Below are 15,822 nucleotides of genomic sequence, written 5' to 3' on the forward strand. Positions count from 1 at the left end.
TGTTGGGAACACAATGAAAATATTCCTGTATCTACTCTATCCCTTTAGTTTGCTTTACCGATTTTTGTTTTGGAGACAACAAAAGGGAATTACATCCTTTCATTTGCCTAATGCATTTGTTATCAGTGTTGGAAACATCACTGTCGGGGGGACAGGCAAAACTCCATTCGTTCAATATTTGGTTCATTTTTTTAAAGAAACATACCCGAGTTATGCGATTACAATTTTATCTCGCGGGTATAAAGCGGAAAAAAGTAGGGAAGGAGCCATTCTTCCCATTGAGTCAAATCCAAATCTTTATGGTGATGAACCAAGCCAACATAAAGAAACATTTCCGGACGTGCAGGTAATTATTGGTCGAGATCGAAAAAAAGCATTTTTAAATTACAACAAATTCCAATCCCCAAAACATATTGTGATTCTGGATGACGGTTTCCAACATAAAGCAGTGCACCGTGATTTTGATTTTGTTTTATTGGATGCAAATTCTCCTTTTGGAAATGGTTTTACAATCCCAATTGGTTTTTTAAGAGAACCGGTTCATCATCTCAAAAGAGCAGATGCGATTCTTTTTACAAAATTAACTTCTAACAATCGAGAGAAGTTAGAAGAATATAAGAATCTACTAAATCTCGTTGGAATCGAAGCTCCCATTTTTCATTCTAATTTTACAGCTTCTATAAAAGAAGTGATCTTTGGTCAAAGTTTTTTGCTGAAATCCTACGAGCCCAATCAAGATGAAAAATATTTTTTAGTTACTGGTGTTGGAAATCCAAACCATGTTTACGAAACAGCTAAGTTATCTTTGAAATCCGATTCTATTCGAAAAAAGTTTTTCCCTGATCACTTTGAGTTCCACTCAGATTCTTTAGAATCCTTAATCGATGAAATTAAAGAATGTGAAATCTTGGTAACAACTGAAAAAGACTGGGTTAAGATGCGATCGAATCTTCAATTTGTTCAAACATTGGAAAAAAAGAAGATTCGATTGTTGTTAATTTTGATTCAAGTAGCTGTGGATGAAGATCAAGAATTGAAATCTATGTTAGCTGCTCTCGTTTCCACATACGAAGCAAAAATCGATCAGGTTTCAAAGATTTAGAAATAGATTCTGTCGTTATTTTCTGACCTTCAATCATTTCAGAAACCAAAATTTCCGCAGCAAATAATGCATGAGTGAGCCCTCTTGACCCAAGGCCATTTAGAATCCCTACAGATTTGTAATAAGGGATATCCATTTGTTTTTTTCCATTTCTCAAAACGTTTTGGTATTTCACTGATAGATCCAGTTTTGACATATTTGGCAATTTCCCTACAACTGGGTGCCTATCTTGTGACTGGGTACGGTAACTAACTCTTGTTGGAAACAAACTAGGGTTTTGTGGTCCCCAAGGTTCAGAAAGCTTTGGTAGCATTTTTATAAGTTTTTGCCAAAGTAAAATTGATTCTTCGGGTCTTGGGTTTTCCTCTAGTTTGTATTCGTCGAATGTTGCACCTAATACTTGATAACCGTCAATTGCTGAAGTAATATAATCGCCATAGAGAATTCCATGAATATTTGTTGGTTTTTTTTCAGGGAACTTTAGAATTTGTCCTCTCACCTTTTGTAATGGTAACCAGTTTGAATGTGGATCGTTTGCAAATTGGTATCCTTGGCTCAGGAATAAGTAGTCGCAATGGATTTCTCCATCTGAAGTTTGACAAATGACTTTCTCTTCGTTTCCTGATTCTTCCCAACTATGTAATTTACAAGAATACTTTGTTTCTGGATTGGAAATGGTTAGTATTTGTTTTGTTAGGTCCACAGGAGAAACAGATTTTCCGTTAGGGAAAAATATTGCGGGCAAACCAGAGAATGGTTCAATTTTTTCGATTGCGACATTGTCTGGAATTTGATGCGATTTAATTGCGTTCGAATAACGATCGTATGCCGCATCCGTGTCCATTAGAAAGTAAATGCCATCAACATGTGGGACAAGTGATTTTAAATGGAAATCTTCCCAAATCGAAAGAAAATATTGAAAGGCTGAAAGCGAGAATTCTGATTCGGCTAGTTTGTGTTTTGTGAGGAAGGGGTATACGACACCAATTGGATTTCCACTTGCATGTTGAGCCGGCCCCGATTCAGCATCGAGGAGAATGGTTTGGATATTTCTTTTTTTTAATGCAAAACAAATACTTGCCCCTGAAATTCCAGCTCCGACTACTACGGCTTTTTTCACGTTTGCGTTCATTTAGTTGATTCCAAATACCCTGAAATCATTTCTCGTTTGCGTCCAAATCCTTTTTTCTTTTCTACAACAAATCCAAGTTCGGCGAGACCTCTTCTCAGAAATCCAGCCGAGGAGAATGTTGCAAAACTAGTTCCTGGAATAGACTTTGTTTTTAACAATCTTAAGGATTCTTGGGACCACATATCTGGATTTTTCCCTGGTGAAAATCCATCCAAATACCAAACATCAATTTCTGGGAATTGCGGAAGGCAATATTTTATATCACCAAAAAATACTTTTAAATCAAAATGGCTTCGAAGATTGGAATGTTCCCATGTATAAGTCCAGAGATTTCGAGAGTTATCGATTTGCCAAATTTCCAAAGCTTTTTCATAGGATAGGATTAATTCATCAAACCAAAATTCCTTTTCCGGATAACTATTGTTTAACGATAGGAGAATTTCTTTTGGTAAAGGGTAACCTTCTAAACTTATGAACTCAGTCGGTCTAGGGTGATCTAACGACTTCCATATTTCTAAAGTTACGAACAAATTGAGCCCTGAACCAAATCCTAATTCTCCAATTCGAAATTTGGATTTTTCCGTTTTTTCTAGTTTCTCGGTGACTCTGTTCCCTTCGAGGAATACATAATTAGATTCTTCAAAGCCACCGTCTTTGGAAAAATATACATCATCAAATAACAAGGATACGGGGACTCCATCTTTGAACTCGATGGTGTTTTTTAGATTATTTCTGGGATTGACTGGTTCCATCAGGGGTCTATCCCATCTTCCTCGGTCCCGGTTGCATTGGAAACTGAATCTTTTTTTACCATTCCTGTAAAAGGTAACTCACTTACTTTTTGCAGTCGGTTTCTTTGGAAATTCACTGACAAAGGAAATCCGACTCCTTTCGAAACTCAGTTTCAAAAGAAAGTGCCTCACTAAAAAGCCAATAGGGAATCGACTTCCCTTCGTTGCTTTCCTCCAAAAGAAAATTCAAACTTATGCACCAGGAAAACCCGCCCCCCTTTAAAACCATTTTCCTTTGAAACCCACTCTCCAAAGAAAGTTACTTTCCCTTTTCCCTCCCTTTCTTTCGAAACTCACTTACCCTTTCCAACTTTTTCCTACTATTTTCAAACCTCATCCATCCTTCGCACCGAAAACAAGTTCCCGGCTTCAAAGTTCCATTCGCTGCGGTCACCATACCCAAACCTGGGTTCGCTGAATTTATTATGTCTCATAAAAAAGGCTTTTCAAAAGGAGGGTACTCTTCATATTTTTCCCAGGTTCGGGGGATATTCTATGGATTTTGTAAAAATCCGAGGCAAAGACTTACAAGACTGCATCATGCAGATGAAAATGAAATACGGTCCAGAGGCACATCTCTATGACCAAAGGGTGATCACAGAAGGTGGGCTTTTTGGTACAGGGCTTATGGCCCAACGGATGTACGAAATTGATGTAGGTGTTCCCGAAAAACAAAATTCCAAAGAGAGAATTGAACGTAAGTTAAAGGATCTCAAAGAACTGATCAAACAAAAGCAGAAAACAGAATCCCTTCCTGAATCAAGTCTTGTTGGAATTGGATCGAACCAATCTTCTGCTGGGAATCTCCATCTTCGCAAAAAAAATATCGATGCCGTCCGTCCTTTTTCTGAGCGCCGTCGTAGACAAAATCCTCCTGTTTACGAAATTGAAGCGGAAGAAGAAAGACCAGTTGGTTTATCCATTTCGGAAGCAAAAGATTCTATACTTGAGGTGGCGACCCCATCGAAACCAAGACCACCGGAAAGACACCCTCATATCCAAAGACTCATTGATCGTCTGTTAAATGAAGGGATGTCTTCCAATTTTTTAGATGAAATGGCGGTAGCTTTAGAACGTAGGTTATCTGCTGTGGATCTCACTCGTTATGCGAACGTGACTGAAAAGGCTGTGACCTATCTAGAGGAAAGAATCCAAATCGACTCTGATTTGTTTAGTGGGACCCCTCGTGGGAAACGAAAGGTGATATTTTTTGTAGGACCGACTGGATCAGGGAAAACAACATCCATTGCAAAACTGGCAGCAAAGTACAGTTTGCACATGGGTAAAAAAGTTTCCCTGTATACGACTGACAACTATCGGATTGCTGCCATCGACCAACTTAAGTTTTATGCAGATGCAATGGGACTTCCGTTTTATGCAGCCAAAGATTTACGTAAATGGAAGGAGACCATTGTCCGCGATGGATCGGAACTGATCCTTGTCGACACAGCTGGTTATTCCCACAGGAAGTCTGAAAACCTAGAAAAACTTCAGGAATTCTACCAAGTTTTTGGGGAAAAGGATTATATCGAAACAGTCTTAGTGCTTTCCTCTACTGTCTCAAAAGACAATGCGCTTGCAGTAGCGAATGCCTACGAATCGGTCGGGTATAAAAGAATTTTATTAACTAAGCTGGATGAAGCAGAATTTTTAGGTTCTGTAGTGGAATTGGCCGATACTATTCACAGGGAATTCGCATTTTTAAGTGTGGGCCAGGATGTTCCTTTTGATATCCTAAATGCCTCGAAAAAACTTCTTGCCGAATGTGTGATTTTTCCGGAAAAATTGAAAGGGATAGCGGGGGAGGTCTTCGAAAAGACCGTGTAACCAGCTTCGTTATCCTTAAGACCTAGGGGTAACGATGGACCAAGCTGCAAATCTTAGAAAGCTCACTGAATCTGGTGCTGGATTAAAACTTGTTCAACCCCAGGACACAGTGAAAAAAACCAAAATCATTGCGGTGGCATCTGGAAAAGGTGGTGTGGGAAAGAGCACTGTCTCTGTTAACCTCGCCATCTCAATCGCAAAGACAGGACTCAAAGTTTTAATTTTTGATGGTGACTTGGGTCTTGCGAACGTAAACGTCCTACTTGGCATCATTCCTAAATACAATTTATACCATGTGGTGAAAGGCCATAAGTCTTTAAAAGACATTGTCATCTCCACTCCAGAAGGGGTAGACATCATTGCTGGTGCCTCTGGGTATTCTCAACTTGCCAATCTCAACGAAACACAAAGAAACAATTTAATCAAAGGATTTGCAGAGCTCGATCGTTACGATGTCATGATCATTGACACTGGTGCTGGAATTTCTGCCAATGTGATTGGGCTTGTGATGCCGGCAGACGAAGTGGTTGTGGTCACAACCCCAGAGCCAACTTCCATTACCGATTCTTATGGCCTGATCAAATCCATTGTTTCCCAATCCAAAGACAAAAATCTAAAAATCATCGTCAACCGGGTTCGTTCTGCGATAGAAGGGAAAAAAGTTGCCGACCGTGTCATTGATATCTCTGGTCAATTTTTAGAAGTGCAAGTGGAAAACTTGGGATTTATCTTCCAAGATGAAGAAGTAGAAAAATCGATCCGGGAACAAAAACCATTCATTATCGGAGCTCCTCGCTCTAAAGCAGCAGCTTGTCTGACACGAGTCACTCACACCCTCTTACAAACCGAAGGTGGGTTTTCCGATGAAGAAGGACTCACAGGGTTCTTCAAAAAATTCTTTAGCTTTGTTGATTTCAAAGAAAAGGAAATGGATGAGAAGATGGAGGAAGACAACTAAGTGCTCATCGGATTTGTACTGGGATTTGCGATTCTCGGAGCCATCATCAGTTCTGTTTGTGGGTTTCTTGTCGGGAATCGTCTCGGTTATATCTTCTTTGTCTCTCTTATCTCCACGTTTGCCTTTGGTGGTTTGGGATTTGGAGTTTTCAGCATCTTACAAAAGAAAGTCCCTGAATTTTTAGAGTTCCTTTCTGCCTTCTCCATAGGAGGATTTGGTGGGGAAAGCCACTCAGATGACCTAGACCACGAGCATGGTGGGATCGAATCTTCTCGTTCTGAATCGATGGGCTCAGATGACTTTGGAGTCCAACAGGTTGGGGATGCGGCTATGGATGCAAAACTTGCAATGGCCAAGTCTGGAAAATTCGGAGATCACATCATCGTGGACAAAATTGCGATCAAAAACGAGCCAAAACTCATGGCGGAGGCCATTCGCACCATGATGGCGAAGGATGATACCCAAGAGGGTTGAAAAATTACTGTTTTTAGAGGACATAAGAAAAAATCCTCTTGTAATTTCCTCTTCTTTACGATTTTTTCTATAAAGTAAAGAGATTCCGTACTTCGGTTCCCTATGTCAAGATTGCTAGACAAATACAATCAGTTTGATGAGACAGATCTTTGGAAAAAATACCGTGTCACTAAGGATGCGGAGATCCGAAGTTACCTTGTTGAAAAATATTCACCTCTCGTCAAACACGTGGCAGGGCGAATTGCCATTGGTATGCCTCAAAATGTTGAGTTTGAAGACCTCGTCAGTTATGGCGTCTTTGGTCTGTTAGATGCCATTGAAAAATTTGACCCTTCCAGAGAAATTAAATTCAAAACTTATGCGATGACCCGTATCCGTGGGTCCATCTTTGACGAACTCCGAAGTGTGGATTGGATCCCTCGTTCCATTCGTCAAAAAGCAAAACAACTAGAAAACATCATTGCCATGCTTGAAAACAAGGAAGGCAAAAAAGTGGATGATGAAGAGATCGCAAAAGAACTCGGCGTCTCCATGGAAGAATACAATTCTCTCCTAGCAAAACTTTCTGGAACCTCTCTTGTATCTCTCAATGATATTTGGTTTCTCGGTGATGAGAACGATGAAGTTTCCTTTATGGAAACTCTCGAGTCTCCGATGAATATGAACCCGGACAATATCATCGAAAAAGAAGAAATCAAAAACGTAATTGTAGAAGCCATTCAATCACTTCCGGAAAAAGAAAAGAAAGTCATTGTACTCTATTATTATGAAGACCTCACTCTCAAAGAAATCGGTGAGGTTTTAGAAGTTACGGAATCAAGAATTTCCCAACTTCATACAAAAGCAGTCGCAAGGCTTCGTAGCAAACTCTCCAAAGTAAAATCCGCGATCCAGAAAAGGTAAACAGATATGTCTCTCTCTGAATTTCTTACAGAGGAACTGAAAGAGTTCGACCGTAAGGAAAAAGAACAAGTAGAAGTCATTGCTGATACCATCGAAGAGTGTCTAGCAATTGCATCGCAGCACTTGGGTCGTAAGGTTCACGAAATTGATTATACAGTTTTAAAAAGAGGAAAAAAATCCCTTTTCTTTTCTGAACCATATCATATCCGAGCCTCCATCATTCCTGATGATTTATTATTAGATGAATTAAGTCTACTTGATGAACATCTAACGGGTGGTAGTGGGAAATTAGTATCCAAAGACTTAAAAGAACTTGTGACCCCTAAAAATAAAGATGGTCGAGTCACAGTAAAAATATATAGAACTGGCGTATTTTTAACGGTTTATCCTCCTACTGGGGAAGGGCTGGAAATGACAATAGCAGATGTTTCCAAAAGACTTTCCTTTCGTGGAATTGCCGGTGTTGACCAAACATTGATCAATAAAATCCTGAAAGAAAAAAAAGGGGAACCTGCTCTTATCTCCAATCAAAAACCAAAGGCCGGAAACGATTCCAGTTGCAACGTAGAAATCGCTCAAGAAAATATGCGAGCTTTTGTAACTGTGTTTCCACCAAGGCCTGGTGGACGTGATTTAGAAGTCTCTGACATTGTTGCGGCTCTCAAAGGAATGGGAGTTGCGTTTGGACTGAAAGAAGATGAAATTCGTAAAAATCTAGATGAAGATGTTGTGAACAAACCTTTCATTGGGGCTGAAGGTGATTTTCCTGTAAATGGTAAAAATGCGGAAATCAAATACTATGTTCGCACAGAAAAGAAAATCAACTTCAAGGAAGATCAATCAGGTCGAGTCGATTACAAAGATTTAGATATGATTGAAAACGTTGTCGTGGGACAATTGTTAGCCGAAAAGCTTCCTGCAGAAAAAGGGAAGTTTGGTCGTAATTTATTTGGAATGGTTTTACCTGCCAAAGATGGTTTGGATACCGAACTCAAACAAGGAAAAGGAACCATCTTGTCGGAAGACAAAATGCGTCTCACTGCAGAGGTCAACGGACAGGTGTTATATGCTGCCGGCCGGCTTTCTGTGGAAACTGTTTACCGAATCAATGGAGACGTGGGAGTTCGTACTGGAAATGTTACCTTCCTTGGTTCTATCATCATCACAGGTAACGTGGAAGATAACTATTCTGTCAAAGCGGCCGGGAATATTGAAATTTATGGAACGGTCCAAAAAGCCATCGTCGAAGCCGATGGTGATATCATTGTGCGCCAAGGGGTAACGGGAAGAGAAGAAGCAAGAGTGGAATCCACAGGCGGAAACATTGTTGCGAAATTCATCCAGAACGCTACTTGCATCACAGAAAAAGACATCATTGTCCAAGAAGGAATTTTACATTCTCATTTGATGGCAGGGGGGAAAATCTCCTGTAAAGGAAAACGTGGCCAGATTGTGGGAGGAACCATCCAAGCAGCCCAACTGATCTCTGCCAAAATCATCGGATCCCAAGCCAATCCGCAGACTGACCTCATTGTGGGGAACAACCCCAAGATCTTAAAGCAGATCCAGGAATACGAAGAAAAACGAAACGAGAACCAGGATAAGTTGGACCAGCTGACAAAGACCATGCGCACTCTCAAAGCGAGAAAAGAAGCGGACCCGGCCAGTTTTACTTCCGAACAAGACGCCCATTTGCAGAAATTAGAGGCTGGGACCAAAAAGCTGGAGAAACGGATCGCTGAGGCTGGAAAGGACATCCAAACCCTCACCGAGTACATGGACGAGCAGGCTGCTAATGGCCGTATTTCGGTCGAGAAGACCATTTTCCCAGGAGTCACCATCCGCATCCGCAACGCAGAGTTCAAACTCCGCCACGAGACCAAGGCCAAAACTTTCTACGAAGAAGAGTCCCAGGTCCGTAGTGCGCCTTACGAAGATCCGGACGAAACGAAAAATGACTGGAGAAAAAAGAGAGGGCGTGGTAAGTCTAAGAATTAAGAGGGTTCCCGATGATTCTAAACGAAAACTTCGCGAGTATCGCCCACCACTACGATTTTGCACGTAGGGCCCAGGCAGAGAATCCTTTTACCCACCAAAACCAGGTGGTGGAATTGCAAAAGGTTGTGATCCAAACCCAAAATAGAGCCCAAACGGTTCCTGAGGCAAAGTCAGGTAACCAGGGTTCAGCGGCGAAACCGAAACAAGACAAAGAAAATTCGGTTCACGCTTATTCCAAAGAAGGAATCATTTATGATCGTCCTAATTTGGAAAGGGGATCTCGTTTTGATTTAAAAGCTTAAAGCACTCACTCTGGAATGTTGTTGGAAATGTTCTGCAGGAGAGCGACATGGAACTCTTTTCTCTCGTTTTAATCAATCTACTATTTTGTGGGATGATGTATGTCTTCATTTCTGCAAAAGTTCAAAAAGCAGTCTCGGAATATTACGATAAAAAACTAAACCGCGCTATTGATATGGCCACGGCAGAAACCATCCGTGAACTGGATGCAACCGTTGCTGTTATCGAATCCAAAATGGTGGCTCTGCGTTCTATGATGGAAAAGGGAGAGGTATTGGTAAAAGAATTCAAACATTACCAATCAACGGGACTTTCCATGAAATCAGAGTTAGTTCCTGAATCTACACTGGAAGAAGAAACAACTCTAGATATCAAAGAACAAAGAACAGGAATAGGAAAAATTTACCAATCCAACCAAATTCCCGTTCCAAGTGATGATGTGGAAACAACAGAAGGGGCTGTGAACCAAGCCTTTGGAAAATTAGGGAAAGCAGTCAAAGGAATTTTTGGAATGGAAGCTGTGAATTCTCCTTCGGCAGAAGCAATAGATAATTTAGAAGTCCCAACGTTCCAACCTAAGATGAATTATACGGTAGGTGGAAATCCATTTGCAGAAGAAAAACCAACAGACTTAATTCGAAACGAACTCACCCAAGGTCAGAAAAAAAGAGAATTTTTAAACGAAGTATCAAAAGCAAATGACCCAGCCTTTGCCTCTTATCAAAAAATGAATTTAGATAAAGTGGATCTTTCGATTGAATCGGCTTTGGAAGAACTCACCTCCTCTGCAACAAAGATTGATAAAGTGGTTCATCTGATCAAAAAGGGATACAAACATGATGAAATTTCAGAAGCCATGAATATCGGCATTCATGAAATTCATTTAATAGAAACGATTCGACTTGATCGATCTAGAAGAATCTAAAAGTATGTTTCCATGTCTTCGTTTCCGATACTCAATGTTGGTTTTTCTAATGTAGTATTTGTATCGAAAATTCTCACGATCCTTCAGGCGGATTCGGCAGGTGCCAAACGATTGCGCTCTGAGGCAAAATCGGAAAGTCGGCTCATCGATGCTACGAGTGGAAGAAAAACCCGTTCCGTCCTTGTTTTGGACTCCGGCCATATCCTTCTCTCAGCCATTCGCCCCGAAAGTTTGTCCAAAAGACTAGAATCAGGTGACAACCATATCGGTGAGGGAGAGGAGGAACAAGAAGATTGAACGTTCGTCCTAATTTGTATATTATCTCTTCCGTAGCTGGAGGTGGAAAGTCTACCATCATTGCTGCTCTCCTCAAAGAATTTCCTGATTTCTATTTTTCTGTTTCTTGTACCACAAGGGAACCAAGGCCAGGAGATGTGGAAGGCCAATCTTACTATTTTTTATCGACCAAAGAATTTCAAAAACGAATTGCAGCTGGCCAATTCTATGAATGGGCGGAAGTTCATGGAAATTATTATGGAACCCCAAAGGATCCGATTTTAGCGGCCATTCGTGACCATCGTGTTGCTCTTTTGGATTTGGATGTTCAAGGTGCCAAATCAGTGAAAGCCCTTCGGCCTGAGTCCGTTACCATCTTCATTGAACCACCGAGTCGTGAGATTTGGATTGAACGTTTGATCCGTAGAGGAACCGATTCCCAAACAAGTATCGAACGACGGATTGAAAATGGAATTCGGGAATTAGATGAAGCACCAAACTTTGATTATGTGGTTGTGAATGATCGATTGGAAGACGCCATTCGAGACGTCAAATCCATCTTGTTTGGAACCAAAAAACAAAACTAAAAAACTGATTCGGTATTGTTATTTCTTTTCAAACAAAAGATGTAACTTTCAAAATTTTAGACACCTTTTTTAAGGTTCGTCGTTATCCTCATCAATACTTTTACCGTAATTAGGAACATTTTTGGCTCCCGCATCCAACCACTTGTTGGAAATCACAGACCTTCTTTCTGCTGGAAATAAAGTGAGTAAGTAGGTAGTAATGGTTTGCCTTCCTTCTTCTTCCGCATCTCGGTCCATTTGTTCAAACACTTCGATGATGTCATAATCAGGCCAATTGATCAACATATCCCTAGCTGATTCTGGTGGCATGTTGGCAACTTTGTTGGCAAGGACTTTTACTTTTTCTGCACGTGCATTGTCCTTTTTTTGTTTATCCGCCATTTCTTTTTCTTTTCGTTGGATTCCTTCTTTCAGTTCTTCCAAACGTTCTTTGTCAGCGTGAAGGGAAGAAGATTTTTCTTCTAACTCCCGTTTCATTTGTTCCAATTCTTCGCGGTCAGCAATCAGTCTTTCTTTTGCTTTTTCCATTTCCAATTTTTCAAGTTCGGTTGGAGAAAGAAGGTCTTGGTTCACAAGGCCAGCTTGTTTTTTTAAGAAAGGTAAATAGTCTTCTGCATTGATGACTTGAAAGTAATCGAATACAAAAAAACCAATGGCGATTAAGAAAAAAATGAGAACGATTAAGAAAAACGATCTTGTGCTATCGGTTACACTTGCCATTATGATTTGCCTTGTCCTAGGTAATATTTTTCATAAAAATCACGAAGAGTTTTGAAGTCGGATGTGAGTTCGTCACCTCCATCCTCTCTGTTCAGAATTTTGAAAGTTCTTGGCACTTTTTTAGATTTTGAAGGTCCAAAACTTTCTGTCGAATCGAATAATGATTGTTTGCTTAGTTGCAGGTTAAATTCTTCGACTTCTCTTCGTTCTGCTCGATTTCGTTTTTTCTTCCATTCGGCAAATCGTTTGTCTTTTAATACCTCGATTACCTTTTTGTTCATCCGTGCCACCATCACATCTTTACGAACCAAATTCACTTCTTCGTTTTGTGCTGTGATTCGTTCCTGCAACTCTTCGTTGCGACGCATCAGACCTTGGATGTATTGTTCGATGGAAAGATAATCAGAGAGACTTGTCCCCACTTTGGAGGAGGCAAGGATCGCTTCGTAGGAAGATTCAATTTCGCGTTCATTGGAATCTTTTTCCCCTATGAGCGCATTGAGTTTTGAGACAACAAAAGATAGCCGACGGATTTCTTCTTCTTCCCGCCAACCCCTCAATTTGAGGACTGTCTCCAAACTAAAACGAAATCGTTTCACACCTGTCTATTTCTTCGGTTCTGAATAATTTTTGTACTCTTTTTTACTCGTATTTTTAAAAAAATGAGTAAAACTTGCAATATTGTCCTATAAATACTTACATCTTTTGGCTTCGGCCTGTTTTCTTTTCTGCCTTAGCTTTGGACCTTTGGTTGCATCTCCCCCGGCAGAGATTGTGAAAAAAAGCCAGGGAAATCCAGTTCATTTGGAAGGGGAATGGGATTTTTATCCTCATATTTTCCTTTCAGAATCAAAAGAACTCCCCCAAACAAATCTCAAACTTCAGGTTCCCGGGATTTGGAATTCCGCTCTTGGTTCAGGGAATGGGTTTGGAACTTACCGTTTGGTTTTAGAGCCACCGGAAGGAACTAGTCCGGACATAGTGTATGGGATCAAACTTGTGGATATGGCGACCGCTTCCCGAGTGTATTGGAATGGAAAACTCCTTGGTTCTTCTGGAGTGGTTTCGAAAAATCCGGAAGAGTCGGAACCTTCCTATCAATTCCAGTTTTACCCATTACCTTGGAAAGAAGGACCTAACGAACTTTTGGTGGAGATTTCTAATTTTCATCATGACAAAGGCGGAATGTGGGAGCCACCTTATGTTGGCGAATGGAATAAACTTTTTAAAGCAAATGAAAAGGACCTTGCATCTTCTTTATTTTTAGCGGGAGCAGTGTTTATTATTGCATTATACCATTTCGGTTTGTTTTATTTTCGACGTTCCGATAAAGGAAATTTATTATTTGGTTTTGCGGCCCTTTTATTATCCTTAAGAACTTTGTTTACTGGAGAAAGATTTGGGTTCAATGAATTATCACCTTGTATCAGTTGGAATTTTTGTCTCAGGCTTGAATATCTAACCTTCTATTTATCACCATATCTTTTTTTCGCCTTTTTTCGTGAGTTTTATCCCAAATATTACCCACGTTTGATGGACCGCATTCTCTTAATTCCTACTTTAATTTTTATTAGTTTTTTGTTGGTATTACCCACTCCCATATATACAAAGTTAAATGGTTATTTTCAAATAGTATTTCTTTCCGGGGTCCTTTTAATATTACAAGGTGTGTTCCGGGCTGTCATAAATCGAAAAGAAAGTAGCCTTTTATTTGCCATTGGAATTATATCCGTAGCAATTGCAGCCTTTATTGACTTACTCAATGCCTACCAAGTTGTTTATACGATTGAAGCAATCCCGATTGGAATTTTTGTATTTATTCTGGTGCAGTCCCTTACTTTATCTAGAAGGTTTAGTCGTGCATTTTCCGACGTAGAATCTTTGTCGAAAAGACTTCTTGTTTTAGATAAATTAAAAGATGAATTTCTTGCGAATACATCACATGAACTAAAAACACCTCTCAATGGGATCATTGGAATCGCCGAATCAATGTTTGATGGAATAGGTGGGAAACTCAACCAAGAACAAAGGCAGAATTTAGGGATGATCGTGAGTTCGGGGAAACGATTGTCTTCTCTTGTGGACGATATTTTGGACTTTTCCAAAATGAAAAATAGAGATTTGGATTTGGATCTAAAGGCAATTGACCTGCATCAAATTTGTGATTTGGTCCTTGTGATTTCTCGTCCACTTTATGTAACAAAAAATCTCACAGTTCGCAATCATGTGCCTATGGATTTCCCACCGATTTTAGGTGATGAGGCAAGACTCCAACAAATCCTATTTAATTTGATTGGGAATGCGATCAAATTTACTGAAAAAGGTAGGATTGATGTATCTGCCGAAATTATGGAAAGGATGCTTGTTCTTTCAATTAAAGACACAGGGATCGGTATTCCAAAACAAAAATTTGCAGATATATTTAAATCCTTCGAACAAGGAGATGCTTCCACCACACGGAAGTTTGGTGGCACAGGTCTTGGTCTTGCCATTACCAAACGACTAGTAGAATTGCATGGTGGAACCATTTGGGTTGAATCGGTAGAAGGGGAAGGTTCTGTGTTTCGGTTTACACTTCCTTTGGCAAGGGAAGGGGAGATCCCAATGGAAAAACCTCCCGTAAATAAATCCGATTTATGGTTTGGAGGTGAGTCTCCTGAATTTGAACCGATTGAAGAAACAACTGAAGAATACGATGGTGAAAAAATCAAAGTACTCGTTGTGGATGATGAACCTATCAATCGACAAGTTCTAAAGAACCATCTAACTCTCATTGGTTGTGATGTACACGAGGCTTCGAATGGAGGAGATGCCATTCGGATGGTTCGGGATGACGGACCATTTGAACTGATGTTACTTGATATTATGATGCCTGGTATGAGTGGATACGATGTTTGTACGGTTCTACGTGAGTCGTATTCATTATACCAACTCCCGATTTTATTTTTAACTGCTAAAAACCAGATTACCGATATCATTGCTTCTTTGGAAGCTGGTGGTAATGATTATTTAGCAAAACCTTTTGACAAACGGGAGTTAATCTCTAGGGCCAAGAACTTAATCACTCTCAAAAAAGCAGTAGAAGAACAAAACAAATTCATTGCCTTCCAAAATGAGTTAGGCCTTGCTCGGAAACTCCAAAGTTCCATCTTACCTGAAGAAGCGCCTAATATTCTTGGGATCAAAACAGAATTCTATTATGAACCAATGGAAAGTGTTGGTGGAGATTTTTTTGACTTTCATGCCATTTCCGATACGGAACTTGGTGTTTTGATTGCTGACGTTTCGGGACATGGAATTCCAGCGGCTCTCATCTCAGCTATGTTGAAGATTGCTTTTTCTACACAAGTTAGGTTATCAAGAGAACCAGCCGGACTAATGACTCAAATCAATTCCACCTTACTTGGAAAAATGAAAGGAGCTTTTGTCACTGCTTCCTATATTTACATCAATCTCGAAACAAAAGAAATGGTCCATGCTCGTTGTGGCCATCCTCCACTCATCATCAATCGAAAAGGAGAGTCTAAACCGAAACTCAGTCTTCCCCAAGGAAAACTGATTGGATGGATTCCCGAGTTAGACATCCAAGAAGATCGTCTTTCTTTGAAAGCTGGAGATCGGATTGTTTTGTATACAGATGGAATTACAGAAGCGACCAATGCAGACAAAGAAATGATCGGTCAGGAAAATTGGGAAAGTATCGTACAAAGATACAGTGGTTATCCGATTGCAGAATCCAAACGTTTGTTACTTGAAAGAATTAAAGAATTCACCGGGAATCGTTCTCCTGATGATGATGTGACTTTAGTAATTTTGGAAATTGAATGAT

Annotated in this window: 15 protein-coding genes; 11 read left to right on the plus strand and 4 right to left on the minus strand. The window is 40.1% G+C overall.

The annotated features are described in order from the left end of the window. The first annotated feature begins 13 nt into the window (after nucleotides 1-13). Nucleotides 14-1,102, plus strand: coding sequence for a tetraacyldisaccharide 4'-kinase (gene lpxK / locus EHR01_RS00195; protein WP_135692469.1), 1,089 nt, complete (start codon nucleotides 14-16; stop codon nucleotides 1,100-1,102). Here the strand turns inward: lpxK and mnmC1 are convergent. Continuing rightward, entirely contained in the window at nucleotides 1,041-2,234 is a 1,194-nt protein-coding gene (gene mnmC1 / locus EHR01_RS00200; protein ID WP_135692470.1) for an FAD-dependent 5-carboxymethylaminomethyl-2-thiouridine(34) oxidoreductase MnmC1, read from the minus strand. The two genes, lpxK and mnmC1, sit on opposite strands and share 62 nt — an antisense overlap. Beyond that, nucleotides 2,231-2,986 (minus strand): tRNA (5-methylaminomethyl-2-thiouridine)(34)-methyltransferase MnmC2, encoded by a 756-nt coding sequence (mnmC2, locus tag EHR01_RS00205; RefSeq protein ID WP_135692471.1) that lies wholly within the window; start codon nucleotides 2,984-2,986, stop codon nucleotides 2,231-2,233. The genes mnmC1 and mnmC2 overlap by 4 nt, the downstream gene beginning before the upstream one ends. Before the next feature lie 534 nt (nucleotides 2,987-3,520). Here mnmC2 and flhF point away from each other — a divergent pair. From flhF to EHR01_RS00250, 9 genes are all read left to right on the plus strand, one after another. After that, the gene (gene flhF / locus EHR01_RS00210; RefSeq protein ID WP_135692472.1) at nucleotides 3,521-4,852 is read left to right on the plus strand and encodes a flagellar biosynthesis GTPase FlhF; all 1,332 of its coding nucleotides are present in this window, start codon (nucleotides 3,521-3,523) and stop codon (nucleotides 4,850-4,852) included. A 34-nt stretch (nucleotides 4,853-4,886) separates the two neighbouring features. Then, on the plus strand, nucleotides 4,887-5,810 hold the full coding sequence (locus tag EHR01_RS00215; RefSeq protein WP_135692473.1) for a MinD/ParA family protein: 924 nt from the start codon (nucleotides 4,887-4,889) through the stop codon (nucleotides 5,808-5,810). Continuing rightward, entirely contained in the window at nucleotides 5,811-6,284 is a 474-nt protein-coding gene (locus tag EHR01_RS00220) for a hypothetical protein (protein WP_135692474.1), read from the plus strand. It begins immediately after the preceding gene. Nucleotides 6,285-6,386: 102 nt separating this feature from the next. Beyond that, on the plus strand, nucleotides 6,387-7,187 hold the full coding sequence (whiG, locus tag EHR01_RS00225) for an RNA polymerase sigma factor WhiG (RefSeq protein WP_004785020.1): 801 nt from the start codon (nucleotides 6,387-6,389) through the stop codon (nucleotides 7,185-7,187). 6 nt (nucleotides 7,188-7,193) lie between these two features. Further along, the gene (locus EHR01_RS00230) at nucleotides 7,194-9,185 is read left to right on the plus strand and encodes a FapA family protein (protein ID WP_135692475.1); all 1,992 of its coding nucleotides are present in this window, start codon (nucleotides 7,194-7,196) and stop codon (nucleotides 9,183-9,185) included. 11 nt (nucleotides 9,186-9,196) lie between these two features. Further along, the gene (locus EHR01_RS00235) at nucleotides 9,197-9,487 is read left to right on the plus strand and encodes a hypothetical protein (RefSeq protein ID WP_135692476.1); all 291 of its coding nucleotides are present in this window, start codon (nucleotides 9,197-9,199) and stop codon (nucleotides 9,485-9,487) included. Between the two features lie 47 nt (nucleotides 9,488-9,534). Further along, the gene (locus EHR01_RS00240; RefSeq protein ID WP_135692477.1) at nucleotides 9,535-10,410 is read left to right on the plus strand and encodes a hypothetical protein; all 876 of its coding nucleotides are present in this window, start codon (nucleotides 9,535-9,537) and stop codon (nucleotides 10,408-10,410) included. Nucleotides 10,411-10,422: 12 nt separating this feature from the next. Beyond that, the gene (locus tag EHR01_RS00245) at nucleotides 10,423-10,707 is read left to right on the plus strand and encodes a DUF370 domain-containing protein (protein WP_135692478.1); all 285 of its coding nucleotides are present in this window, start codon (nucleotides 10,423-10,425) and stop codon (nucleotides 10,705-10,707) included. Further along, nucleotides 10,704-11,273, plus strand: coding sequence for a guanylate kinase (locus tag EHR01_RS00250; protein WP_135692479.1), 570 nt, complete (start codon nucleotides 10,704-10,706; stop codon nucleotides 11,271-11,273). Before EHR01_RS00245 ends, EHR01_RS00250 begins: the two co-directional genes overlap by 4 nt. A gap of 69 nt (nucleotides 11,274-11,342) precedes the next feature. Here the strand turns inward: EHR01_RS00250 and EHR01_RS00255 are convergent, their stop codons facing one another. Together EHR01_RS00255 and EHR01_RS00260 are read right to left on the minus strand one after the other, a co-directional pair. Next, nucleotides 11,343-11,993, minus strand: a complete 651-nt coding sequence (locus tag EHR01_RS00255) for a periplasmic-type flagellar collar protein FlbB (protein WP_135692480.1) — start codon at nucleotides 11,991-11,993, stop codon at nucleotides 11,343-11,345. Continuing rightward, entirely contained in the window at nucleotides 11,993-12,592 is a 600-nt protein-coding gene (locus EHR01_RS00260; protein WP_135692481.1) for a flagellar export protein FliJ, read from the minus strand. The genes EHR01_RS00255 and EHR01_RS00260 overlap by 1 nt, the downstream gene beginning before the upstream one ends. A gap of 175 nt (nucleotides 12,593-12,767) precedes the next feature. Here EHR01_RS00260 and EHR01_RS00265 point away from each other — a divergent pair, with 175 nt between their 5' ends. Next, nucleotides 12,768-15,821, plus strand: a complete 3,054-nt coding sequence (locus tag EHR01_RS00265) for a SpoIIE family protein phosphatase (RefSeq protein WP_244309926.1) — start codon at nucleotides 12,768-12,770, stop codon at nucleotides 15,819-15,821. Nucleotide 15,822: the final 1 nt, after the last annotated feature.

It is taken from the genome of Leptospira mtsangambouensis (assembly GCF_004770475.1).
Classification (GTDB): Bacteria; Spirochaetota; Leptospiria; order Leptospirales; family Leptospiraceae; genus Leptospira_A; species Leptospira_A mtsangambouensis.

Excerpts from the sequence above, each read along its gene's own strand:
- lpxK (WP_135692469.1), top strand. The coding sequence starts at position 14 with ATGAAAATATTCCTGTATCTACTCTATCCCTTTAGTTTGCTTTACCGA.
- mnmC1 (WP_135692470.1), bottom strand. The coding sequence starts at position 2,234 with ATGAACGCAAACGTGAAAAAAGCCGTAGTAGTCGGAGCTGGAATTTCA.
- mnmC2 (WP_135692471.1), bottom strand. The coding sequence starts at position 2,986 with ATGGAACCAGTCAATCCCAGAAATAATCTAAAAAACACCATCGAGTTC.
- flhF (WP_135692472.1), top strand. The coding sequence starts at position 3,521 with ATGGATTTTGTAAAAATCCGAGGCAAAGACTTACAAGACTGCATCATG.
- EHR01_RS00215 (WP_135692473.1), top strand. The coding sequence starts at position 4,887 with ATGGACCAAGCTGCAAATCTTAGAAAGCTCACTGAATCTGGTGCTGGA.
- whiG (WP_004785020.1), top strand. The coding sequence starts at position 6,387 with ATGTCAAGATTGCTAGACAAATACAATCAGTTTGATGAGACAGATCTT.
- EHR01_RS00230 (WP_135692475.1), top strand. The coding sequence starts at position 7,194 with ATGTCTCTCTCTGAATTTCTTACAGAGGAACTGAAAGAGTTCGACCGT.
- EHR01_RS00235 (WP_135692476.1), top strand. The coding sequence starts at position 9,197 with ATGATTCTAAACGAAAACTTCGCGAGTATCGCCCACCACTACGATTTT.
- EHR01_RS00240 (WP_135692477.1), top strand. The coding sequence starts at position 9,535 with ATGGAACTCTTTTCTCTCGTTTTAATCAATCTACTATTTTGTGGGATG.
- EHR01_RS00245 (WP_135692478.1), top strand. The coding sequence starts at position 10,423 with ATGTCTTCGTTTCCGATACTCAATGTTGGTTTTTCTAATGTAGTATTT.
- EHR01_RS00255 (WP_135692480.1), bottom strand. The coding sequence starts at position 11,993 with ATGGCAAGTGTAACCGATAGCACAAGATCGTTTTTCTTAATCGTTCTC.